This is a genomic window from Microcystis sp. M079S1, from assembly GCF_020246425.1.
Taxonomy (GTDB): domain Bacteria; phylum Cyanobacteriota; class Cyanobacteriia; order Cyanobacteriales; family Microcystaceae; genus Microcystis; species Microcystis aeruginosa.
In genome coordinates, this window is sequence record NZ_JADBSZ010000002.1 from 1 (window position 1) to 5,649 (window position 5,649).

Annotated in this window: 5 protein-coding genes and 2 pseudogenes; 4 read left to right on the forward strand and 3 right to left on the reverse strand. The window is 45.6% G+C overall.

The window, feature by feature from the left end:
* Together IM456_RS00120 and IM456_RS00125 are read left to right on the forward strand one after the other, a co-directional pair.
* Positions 1-134, forward strand: a pseudogene (locus IM456_RS00120) (RNA-guided endonuclease TnpB family protein); the annotation flags it as partial.
* Positions 135-137: 3 nt separating this feature from the next.
* On the forward strand, positions 138-356 hold the full coding sequence (locus IM456_RS00125; protein ID WP_216645746.1) for a hypothetical protein: 219 nt from the start codon (positions 138-140) through the stop codon (positions 354-356).
* A 63-nt stretch (positions 357-419) separates the two neighbouring features.
* Here the strand turns inward: IM456_RS00125 and murB are convergent, their stop codons facing one another.
* Both murB and murC read right to left on the reverse strand, forming a co-directional pair.
* Positions 420-1,298, reverse strand: coding sequence for a UDP-N-acetylmuramate dehydrogenase (gene murB / locus IM456_RS00130; RefSeq protein WP_149988252.1), 879 nt, complete (start codon positions 1,296-1,298; stop codon positions 420-422).
* 141 nt (positions 1,299-1,439) lie between these two features.
* Positions 1,440-2,867 carry a UDP-N-acetylmuramate--L-alanine ligase gene (gene murC, locus IM456_RS00135; RefSeq protein WP_287691732.1) on the reverse strand — a complete coding sequence of 476 codons (1,428 nt, stop codon included), beginning with the start codon at positions 2,865-2,867 and terminating at the stop codon, positions 1,440-1,442.
* Positions 2,868-3,310: 443 nt separating this feature from the next.
* Between murC and IM456_RS00140 the strand changes: the two genes are divergently transcribed.
* Positions 3,311-4,327, forward strand: coding sequence for a type I glyceraldehyde-3-phosphate dehydrogenase (locus IM456_RS00140; RefSeq protein WP_287691733.1), 1,017 nt, complete (start codon positions 3,311-3,313; stop codon positions 4,325-4,327).
* 98 nt (positions 4,328-4,425) lie between these two features.
* On the opposite strand, the gene IM456_RS00145 is transcribed toward IM456_RS00140, so the two are convergent.
* The gene (locus tag IM456_RS00145) at positions 4,426-5,202 is read right to left on the reverse strand and encodes an ABC transporter permease (protein WP_149988248.1); all 777 of its coding nucleotides are present in this window, start codon (positions 5,200-5,202) and stop codon (positions 4,426-4,428) included.
* Between the two features lie 187 nt (positions 5,203-5,389).
* On the opposite strand from IM456_RS00145, the pseudogene IM456_RS00150 reads away from it, so the two are divergent.
* Positions 5,390-5,649 (forward strand): annotated as a pseudogene (locus IM456_RS00150) (RNA-guided endonuclease TnpB family protein); the annotation flags it as partial.

Sequence of the window (5,649 nt, forward strand, 5' to 3'; positions counted from 1 at the left end):
ACGCCAGTAAAAATATTTTGGCCGCAGGGCTTGCGGTGTCAGTCTGTAGAGCGACCTGATGACCAGAACAGAGTAAATCTGTTAAGGCAGGTGCGAAAAATCCTTCGGGAAAGAAGCAGAAACCCAAATCGTGAGGTTTGGAAATCACCGTCCGTTTACGGCGGCGAGGATGTCAAGATGTTGCTACGATTACTCGTTATGCCTATGATCGAGTCAGAGAAGGTCAGCCCATGCTAGGGGTGATCGAAATCAGCACAGATGCTCCCATTGGTCAGGTGATTGAGGATATGCTTGTATTGCTAGAGTGCAGTCAGGAGGGAGAGTTGCAAGGACAAGTTCATTATCTCCCCTGGTGAGGCGGTCTAGCAACGCCCATGCAGCCGACCGCGGCTGAGTTCAACCGTTATCGAGAAAAATAGTTAAATCCCGTCAAATTCCCCTAAAACTTTCACCTCTGGTTCTAACCATAGGGACCAGCGATCGAACACTTGTTCCTGCACATGACGAATTAAACGCAGAATATCCGAGGCTTTTGCTGAACCAATATTCAGGATAAAATTAGCGTGTAATTCTGATACTTGCGCCCCGCCAATTTGATAACCTTTTAATCCCATTTCCTCAATTAAAGCCCCGGCAAATTGCGGTTTAGGATTGCGGAAAACACTACCACAACTAGGACGATCATAAGGTTGGGTACTTTTGCGATGGCGTAAATTATGGGTAGTAATTGCCATTATTTCCTCGCGATTATCGGTAGCTTCTAACTGAAATGTGGCTTCGATAACTAAACGTTGATCCCCTTGCAGAGAAGAACTGCGATAACTATAATTTAAATCTTCTTTGCTTAAAGTTTCTAACTGACCATCGGGATTTAATACCAGCGCCCGTACTAATCGATCCGCCACACAGGAGGTATGTGCGCCCGCATTCATCACCACAGCCCCCCCCACCGTACCGGGGATACCCACCGCCCATTCTAAGCCCCTCCAGCCCCGTTTTGCCGCTCTCCAAGCTATTTTTGGCAGGGGTTCCCCCGCCGCTGCTGTAATCGTAGCAGTTTCGGCATCAAAACAACTCGATCGCAGATGGCGAGTATTGAGAACAAGTCCGGGTAAACCTTGATCGCTGATCAGTAAATTTGAACCAGCCCCCAAAACAGTCAAGGGTAAATCTTGCGATCGCCACCAAGCGAACAATTCTCTTAATTCCTCTAGATTAACTGGTTCGGCATACCATTGCGCTCTTCCCCCCACCCGGTAGGAAGTGAAATCAGCTAGAGAAACAGAGGTTTTAATCATAGGGTTTTAGGGGGTTGGGGAGCATTTTCAGTGGACAGTAAACAGTGATCAGTAAACAGTAAACATAATAACTGATAACTGATAACTAATAACTGATAACTGATAACTGATAACTGATAACTGATAACTGATAACTGACTCCTATACTCTAACTGCTAATTGTTCGCGGTAAAGAGAGAGCATTTCGGGGATAACTTGATTGAGATTGCCAGCGCCGAGGAACAGAGCTAGATCGCCTGGTTGGAGAATTTCTAGCAGGAATTGACCTAAAGAACTCAATTCGGGGTGATAGTAGGCATTTTTATGGTGTTTTCTCACCTGTTCGGCCACTTGCTGCCCTGTGACGTGATTGATATTCACTTCCCCGGCACTATAAATATCCGTTAAGACTACCACATCGGCGGAACTGAAAGCGGAGCCGAATTCCTCCAAAAAGGCAGTGGTGCGACTGTAACGATGGGGTTGGAAAATAGCGATCGAACGTTGGTACTGTTTGCCTTCTACCTTCAATTTTGCCGCCGCTAACGTGGCCAACAATTCGCTAGGATGGTGGGCATAATCATCGATAAAAGTGATGCCGTTTGCCTCTCCCTTGTGTTCAAAACGGCGTTTTGCCCCAGCAAAAGTAGCGATCGCATCGGCAATAACGGCAAATTCTAAACCGAGATAACGTCCGATGGCAACCACTGCCAAAGCATTACTAATATTATGTTGCCCGGGGATTTTCACTTCCATTTGTCCCAAATAACTACCCTTTTCCCAGACGGAAGCTTTCATCATTCCCTGTTCATAGATAATCTCGCTGACGGTGTAATCCGCACCTTTTTCGGGATCGAGACTATAACTAATCGTCGGACGGAAATGCTCGGCGATCGTGTCACAATCTAAACAAGCGACTAAAATCTGGCACTGATGGGCGAATTCATGGAAAGTATCGATAACTTCGCTTAAATTCTGGTAATGGTCGGGGTGATCTAGCTCAATATTGGTGATTACGCCGATTTTCGGGGCGTGCTTGGTTAGGGAACCATCGGACTCATCGGCCTCTGCCACTAAAAAACGACCTTGACCAAGACGAGCGTTACCTTCCCAAGCGTCCACCTCACCACCGACAATGATCGTGGGGTCTAATCCCGCTTCTAACAAAACGTAACCGATTAGGCTGCTAGTGGTGGTTTTTCCGTGGGTGCCAGCGACGGCGATACTGTCGTAATCAGCGATTAAAGCCGCTAAAACGTCGCTACGGTGAAAAATTGGGTATCCTAAGTCTCTGGCTGCTTGATATTCCTTGTTATGGTCATTAATCGCCGTGGAGCAGATTACTTGCGGAACTGTTTGGCTACTGTTTTGAGGGACCGGAGAATGAAATAAAGCTAAATTATTTGCCTCTTGACGGTGGAAAATGTGCGCTCCCGCTCCCTGTAGCCGTTGGGTGATATGAGTAGGACGTAAATCCGAGCCAGACACAGGTAAATTGCGCTTGGCTAAGATATAAGCGAGGGCTGACATCCCAATACCGCCAATACCGATAAAATGGAAAGGTTGGCCGTTAAAATTAACTTTTTTCACTGTTTTCACTCCTCAGACCCACGATTATATAAGTTTTAAACTCGATCGGTAGTAAAGTCAACTTCATGATAGGGGCATTTGAGCAGAATTCCAAAGTGTTGCCCAGTTGCCTTGCAAAATCCTTGACGCAGAATTAAAATTTTTTCTCCCAATTCCTTTTTTTTGGGAGTGGGAAGTGGGGAAGTGGGGAAGTGGGGTGTGGGGTGTGGAGTGTGGGTGTGGGGTGTGGGGAGAATCAATAAAAATAATCTCCTGTCTCGGAGTCTCGGAGTCTCGGAGTCTCGGAGTCTCGGAGTCTCGGAGTCTCGGAGTCTCGGAGTCTCCTGAATGGTGAGCTAATAAATTATTTTCGATCGGGATCGCAAAGTTCAACCTTTAAGGTATGATTGGGAACATTAATTATTTTTTTATGTATTGCACTAAAACGTAGAGGGCAAGCAGCAGTGATTAGAGTAGCGATCAATGGTTTCGGACGGATTGGACGTAATTTCCTGAGATGTTGGTTAGGACGGACTGATAGTGGCTTGGAGGTAGTGGGGATCAATGATACATCCGATCCCCGAAGTAACGCTCACCTGCTCAAATATGACTCGATGTTAGGCAAACTTAACGCTAATATCGATGCCGATGATAATTCTTTAATTGTTAACGGTAAAACCATTAAATGTTATTCTGATCGCAATCCCCTCAATCTGCCCTGGGCAGAATGGGGTGTAGATCTAGTGATCGAAGCTACCGGTGTTTTCGTCGATGAAGAGGGCGCTTCTAAGCATATTGTCGCAGGAGCTAAAAAAGTCCTCATTACCGCACCGGGTAAAGGTTCGGGTGTGGGAACCTATGTCGTCGGTGTCAACGCTCACGAATACGAACACGATAAATACAATGTCATCAGCAATGCCAGTTGTACCACCAACTGTCTTGCTCCTGTCGTCAAAGTGATTCACGAAAACTTCGGCATCATCAAAGGGACGATGACCACCACCCACAGTTACACTGGTGATCAACGTATTCTTGATGCTAGTCACCGGGATCTGCGTCGCGCCCGCGCCGCAGCCGTTAACATCGTTCCCACCTCCACCGGTGCTGCCAAAGCTGTAGCATTAGTTATCCCCGACATGAAAGGGAAACTTAACGGTATCGCCCTGCGTGTACCCACTCCTAACGTTTCTGTGGTGGATTTAGTCGCGCAAGTGGAAAAAAGCACGATTGCGGAACAGGTAAACGAAGTCCTCAAAGAAGCTTCGGAAAATTCTTTGAAAGGAATTCTCGAATATAATGATTTACCCCTCGTTTCCTCTGATTATCGCGGTGTTGATGCCTCCTCGATCATCGATGCTAGTCTAACGATGGTGATGGGTGGCGATATGGTGAAGGTTATCGCTTGGTACGATAACGAATGGGGTTACTCCCAACGGGTGGTTGATCTCGCTGAAGTCGTCGCCAGCAAGTGGAAAGGCTAAATCAGTTATCAGTAAACAGTAATCAGTGAACAGTGGGCGTTAAACCCTTAGCAGTCAGGAGTGGTTAGTGGCTAGTGATAACTGATAACTGTTAACTGTTAACTGATCAGTGACAAATTCTCACTGAAAAAGCGCCGATAGATTCCCTCTGTCACCAATTGAGCGGTGATTAGGTTAGCTAGGGCAATCATAAACAGGATCAGTATCTGGTAGGAAGCGGCGTTTAAAGGTTCACTTCCTGCCAATACCTGTCCGGTGAACATTCCGGGTAAACTGACTAAACCCACCACCATCATCTGATTGAGGGTGGGGATTAAACTAGCTCGAATCGCTTCTTTTTGATAACCTGCGATCGCTTGTTGAGGGGTTGCCCCCAAACAAAGATGGGTTTCGATTTCTAAACGGTGACTTTTAATGGCACTGCTTAATCTTTCCCCGGCTAAAGAGGCACTATTCATCGCTTGCCCTAACACCATCCCCGTCAAGGGAATCAAGTATTGGGGTGAGTACCATTGTTCTGGTTGAATAATTAAAGCGATCGCATAACCTAAAGTTAGACAGCTACTAATCAATAAAGAGCCGAAAACTAGCGGTAATAGGGCCTTATCCCGGCTATCAATGCGATTTTTAGCAACAATAGTCGCAATAGTCATCATCACTGCCAAAATCCCCAGCACTGCCAGAGGATTATCAAGGGAAAAAATAACGGCGATAACGTAGCCTACCACTAATAATTGCAGGATCGATCGACCGGTCGCTAATAATAATTGTCCCTCTAGAGCTAAATTTGACCAACGGGAGAGGAGTAAACAAATACCCATCATCCCCAAAGCCCAACCCAAATCCACTAGATTTAGTTCTACTAATCCATCCATAAAAATAAAAGAAACAAATTACAAGGATACTTCATCTATAAATAGCAAGTTTATAATTATTTTTGACCGAAAATTTGAGTACAAGCCCCGCCCTTTAGTGTAGGGTCGGGCGGCTCCACTTAAATATATATTGTCAACTTAAGGAATTTTGTGCTAAGATATTGATACTCGGTCGAGCAGTGTCAAAATGTTTGTACTAGAATACAAGGTTAAGCCAAAACCTAATCAGATAGAAGCCATTAACGAAGCAATACGGACAACCCAATTTGTTCGGAATAAAGTCCTGCGTTATTGGATGGATAATCCGGGTGTTGGCAAAACAGAGTTATTTCGGTACAACACAGCATTAAGGAAAGAGTTTAAATTTGTTGATGATTTAAACTCCCATGCTTGCCAGACTGCCGTAGAAAGAACCTTGCGGGCAATTACTCGGTTTTACGATAATTG